This window comes from Streptomyces sp. NPDC056948 (assembly GCF_042674225.1).
Lineage (GTDB): Bacteria > Actinomycetota > Actinomycetes > Streptomycetales > Streptomycetaceae > Streptomyces > Streptomyces purpurascens.
This window is the reverse complement of record NZ_JBHUQX010000657.1, coordinates 1-3359: the sequence shown is the minus strand read 5'-3', so window position 1 is coordinate 3359 and position 3359 is coordinate 1. Positions and strand designations below refer to the sequence as shown.

The 3359-nt window shown below is 68.0% G+C and carries 3 protein-coding genes; all 3 read left to right on the top strand.

The genetic code is table 11. The features are described from left to right. Positions 1-78 precede the first annotated feature (78 nt). The 3 genes from ACFTZL_RS43020 to ACFTZL_RS43010 all read left to right on the top strand — a co-directional run bounded on the left by ACFTZL_RS43020 (position 79) and on the right by ACFTZL_RS43010 (position 3270). Positions 79-1083, top strand: a complete 1005-nt coding sequence (locus ACFTZL_RS43020) for a ThiF family adenylyltransferase (protein WP_382595506.1) — start codon at positions 79-81, stop codon at positions 1081-1083. A gap of 105 nt (positions 1084-1188) precedes the next feature. Beyond that, positions 1189-2514 carry an ABC transporter substrate-binding protein gene (locus tag ACFTZL_RS43015; protein ID WP_382595503.1) on the top strand — a complete coding sequence of 442 codons (1326 nt, stop codon included), beginning with the start codon at positions 1189-1191 and terminating at the stop codon, positions 2512-2514. Between the two features lie 9 nt (positions 2515-2523). Next, positions 2524-3270 carry a class I SAM-dependent methyltransferase gene (locus tag ACFTZL_RS43010; RefSeq protein ID WP_382595500.1) on the top strand — a complete coding sequence of 249 codons (747 nt, stop codon included), beginning with the start codon at positions 2524-2526 and terminating at the stop codon, positions 3268-3270. Positions 3271-3359 lie beyond the last annotated feature (89 nt).

The following is a 3359-nucleotide window of genomic DNA, read 5'->3' as shown; positions in this document are numbered from 1 at the left end:
GTAAAACGGGGTCGCACTCCCGCTCCGTGCATCCCTGAGTGGTATCCGCTTCCTGCCTCGAGGATGTGTTCGCGCGCTATGCGTGTATGGCTGAACCCGGCCTGGCAACTGGAATCGGCCGACGGCACGGTGACGTTCCAGGGCGAGAAGAAGAAATACGTCCTCGATGACAGCAAGGGCACCGTCAGCCGGCTGCTGGAAGCCCTCGAAGGCGGCTGTGAGAACGAAGCCCTCGAAAGGCTGACGCGCCGTGACTCCGCATGCGCGGGCCTCGTCAGAGCCCTGCGGAAACGCGGCCTTCTCATCGAGTCGCCATCGGGACCCGCGGCCGACGACAGCGTTCATGCCCGGCAGTGGGGGCATCTGGCCCTGCACACACACCGCCCTGACGAGGCACAACGCCGCATCTGCGACGCCAAGGTCATGGTCATGGGCGTCGGTGGCACCGGCAGCGTGATCCTCCAGCACCTCATCGGAGCCGGCGTCAGGCGCTTCGTCCTCGTCGACGCCGACAAGGTGCAGCTGAACAACCTGAACCGGCAGTTCACCTTTCCCGTGGCAGCCGTGGGAGAACCCAAACTGCACGCGGCCCGCACCTATGTCCGGGACCGTGTTCCGGACGCCGAGATCTCGCTCGTCGACCGGTTCGTCGGATCACCCGAGGAAATCGGCGAAGTCCTGGAAGCGCATCCGGATGTCGATGTCATCGCCGTGTGCATCGACCAGCCGATCGGCAGCATCTCCGATGCGGTGGCCGAATCGGCCTGGGGCCGGAATATACCGTCGATGTTCGGCGGTGTGGGCATGCAGCGCGGCTTCTACGGACCGCTCTTCGCCCCGGGGATATCAACCGTCACTCCCAGGCAGCTCTCCTTTCCTGTACGCGCCGACGCCGCGTCGGACAATGGCGCCGGGAATCTCCGGAGCACGCGCTATTCCTTCGGCCCCAACAACACCATCATCGGTGCCTGGATGGCCGCTGCGATCATTCATCACCTTGCGGGCATCACCGAGCTCGTCGAATACGACGTGCGGAAAATCATCGATTTCGAAACCGGTCATATCATCGCCCAGGCCCAATAAGCGGGCGCTCGGCATGCTGTGGTGAAGGCTTGAGCGGCTGTACCTCGCCGTAGCGACACGGTTCGCGCCAAAAACGCAGCAGTATCGCGCCAAAGGGGAAGCGGCATGTCCAAGCCGATCCGAGTGGAAACGGACCTGATTCCGTCGGGTCTCTATGGCGCGGCCGACGACTGGACCGGCCTGACGATCACGCGCCAACTCGCCCGTCCGCTCTTCGTGGAAGGCCCCGACCGCACCCTGAGGCCAGGCCTGCTGCACAACGTGCTCCGCCTGGACGAGAAACGCTGGGACTTCGCCCTGCGGCCCGGTGCCCAATGGTCCGACGGCCGGCAGATCCACGCTCGCGACATCGCCCGGCACATCGCGGCAGTCGCCAAGCAGGCCGGCCCCTTCGCCTGGCTCGTGTCGCTCATCGAGCAGATCCAGCCCCTCGACCCCGACCGGCTGCTGCTGACCACCCGCCACCCCGTCGGCAATCTGCCCGCGCTCCTGGCCAACCCCGTCTTCGGCCCCCGGCACAGCGACCCGGCCGTCACCAGCGGCGCCTACACCCTGGCCGACAGCCCGCCCGGCGAGATCCGACTGCGGGCAACCGGCCCCTGGCCCGATGTCACCTACGTCCTGTCCTCCGGCGCCGAGCACGGGCAGCGCCTCTACGACCGAAGAGCCGTCGACATCACCTGCCCGACGACGTTCCCCGTGCCCCGCTGGGCACACCGCGCCGACTACCCGGACCTCCAGGTCGACGACCTCGACATCGCCGTCGCCCTCCTGCCGCCGAGCGGCATGGCCCCAGAACACAAGCAGGCCGTCGCGGCAGCCCTCGACCGCCGGGAGCTGTCCCGCGGGCTGCACGGCGCCCTCAGCCCACTGGACTCCTTAACCGGTCTGTGGGACCCCCACCGCCCCCTCGCACCGGCCCGCGCGGCACACGAGCTGTTCCCGGCGGCCGGGCGCACTCCCGTCCGTCTGGTCTTCCCGGACTTCTCACCGAACCGGGAGACGGCACGCATCCTCGCCGGCCAGATCGGCGAGAACACCGGACTCACCCTCCGGCCCGAGGCCATCGACTACCGGGCCTATCTCACCGAGCTCCACACCACGCACCGCGAAGACTTCCGCCTCGTGCTGATGGCCTCGCCCTGGCCCGACCCGGTTGCCCTCCTGCTTCCCTTCACCCGCCGCCCAGCGGACCGGCTCCCCGGCGGACCCGCGTCGGCGTTCAAGGACACCGTGCACCGGGCCCTCGCCGCGGACGACCTCCAGGACCGGATCGGCCACTGCGCCCAGGCCGAACGGCTGCTGAGCACGACCGGCGAAGTCTGCCCGTTCGGACGGCTCAGGTCGGCCTCCCGGCTGCGCGTGAAGAACTACATCAGCCCGCCGTCCGGCTGGGCGGACCTGTCGGTGTGCGAACTCCCGCAAGACTGAGGACAAGCGATGGCAAAGATCAATTACCTCAAGGTCAACGAGCAGTACTGGGACTCCAACAGCGAGCTCTACCACGATGCCCACCCCGAGCACTTCGACGCCGACCGGCACCCCTCCTGGGGTATCTGGCACCTTCCGGAGAGCGACCTCAAGATCTTCACCGATGACCTCCCGGCCGGCTCCCGGATCATCGACCTCGGCTGCGGCATCGGGCACGACACCATCGGGTTCGCCCGCGCCGGATACGAGGCCTACGGTGTCGAACTCTCCTCCGGCCAGCTCTCGCGCGCCCTCGGCGAAGGAGCCGCGGGCTTCGTCCAGGCCGCGGCGGAGCGCCTGCCGTTCCGTTCAGGGGTCTTCGACGCGGCCTTCTGCGACCACGGCGCGTTCGACTTCTCCCCACCCCGGCGCCTGCTCCAGGAAGCCCACCGTGTGCTCCGCCCCGGCGGCATCCTCGGGCTGTGCACCTACTCCCCGCTCCTGCAGCTGTGCTTCGACAACCAGAGCGGCACGGTCGGCGAGCGCCTCGCGAACCCCTACGGCGACGCCCGGATGAAGTACGGCGGCGACGTGGTCGTCTTCCACTCCACCTACGCGCAGTGGATCGACATGTTCCGGGACTGCGGGTTCTCCATCGAGCGACTGGTGGAACCCATCGCCCCGGCCGGCGGCGCCACCTACTTCAAGGAGGCCCTCGACCGGAACTGGGCGGAGAAGTGGCCGGCGGAAGTGGTGTGGAAGGTACGCAAGGTCTGAGCCCGGGCTTCTGCGCCTGGGTCTCCGACCTCCGACCGGCATCTCTTGTTTCACGTGAAACAGCACGGCAGGGCGGGAGACTCTCAAGG